This is a genomic window from Marichromatium sp. AB31 (genome assembly GCF_003718685.1).
GTDB lineage: Bacteria > Pseudomonadota > Gammaproteobacteria > Chromatiales > Chromatiaceae > Marichromatium > Marichromatium gracile.
Genome location: NZ_RHFI01000054.1, coordinates 1 through 1,249, shown reverse-complemented (window position 1 = coordinate 1,249; position 1,249 = coordinate 1). Strand labels below are relative to the sequence as shown.

Sequence of the window (1,249 nt, the reverse complement as noted above, 5' to 3'; positions counted from 1 at the left end):
CCCGCGCACCACCAGGGTGCCGGCGCCGGCGACGACGATCTCGACCGGCCCCAGGGGGGCGCCCGCGGCATCGTAGAGCGCGCTGGTGTCGACCACCACCAGGGTCGGGCGGGCGTCGCTGCCACTGCCGTCGCCGAGGTCGATGGTCAGGCGCAGCGGGGCATCCCCCGCGCCCCCCTCGCTCGGCCACACCGGGGTGACCTGCACCACCTCGACGCCGCCGCCGGCGGCGCGCGACTCCAGCGAATCGATCAGCGCCGCACGTCCGGCCGCCTCCTCGGGGTCTGCTGCGGCGTCGTCGCCGCCGGTGAGGGTCTCGAGCGCGCTGCGCTCGGTGCTCACCCGGCTGGTGGCGATCAGCCCGAGCGACTCGGGCTTGCTCACCTTCACGCCCCCGACCGGGATGTCGACCTCCGGGCTGCTCGGGTCGACGTCGGTGCGCTCGCCCGGGGCGCTCGGGTCGCTGACCACCACCGCGACGCTCTCGCCGGTGCGACTGTCGGTGGTGGTGCCGGTGGTCACCGGGGCACCGTCGAGGGTGGTGTCGGTGAAGTCCGTGGTGGGGTTGAGCCCGGTGTCGACCCCGCCACCGTCGATCACCGAGCCATCGTCGCCGCTGAACAGGTCATCACCCGTCTCCGGGGTCGAACCGCCGCCGCCACCGCCACTGCTGACGGCGGCGACGGTGATCGGGTTGGCGGTGAGGTCGGCAATGGTCACCGCCGCCGCCGCGCCGCTGGCCCAGTCCTCGGCGGCGGCGAGGTTGTAGACGGTGGTATCGGCGGCCTGGGTGCCGGCCTGATCGAGCAGGGCGTCGACCGCGCTCTTGTCGGTGCCGCCGAGGGTGGCGCTGAAGCGCGTGGCCGAACCGATCTCGACATCGGTGGTGGTGGTGAGGGTATGGGTCGCGCCGCCGGCGCCGGTGACGGTCAGCTGCGACAGATCGATGTCGTTGGCCGTACCGGCGGCGCTCGGCAACCCTGTTGCGGTGACCACCAGGAGGCCGCTGGCCGGGTCGTAGGTGGCGCTGGTGATGCTCGGCGCCGGGACATTGGCCACGGTGACGGGGTTGCCGGTGAGGTCGGCATCGGTCACCGCCGCCGCCGCGCCTGCGGTCCAGTTCTCGGCGGCGGCGAGGTTGTAGGTCGTGCCCCCGGTCGCGCTGGTGCCGTCCTGGTTGAGCAGCGGCCCGACCCCGGCGCGGTCGGTGGCGCTCAGCGTCAGCGTGAAGCCGGTCGCCGAGGTCAGC

1 protein-coding gene is annotated in these 1,249 nt (G+C 74.1%); it reads right to left on the bottom strand.

Annotated elements, in window-relative coordinates; genetic code table 11:
* Positions 1-1,249: hypothetical protein (locus EBL84_RS17180; protein ID WP_223807050.1), on the bottom strand; the 1,249-nt coding region annotated here is incomplete at both ends.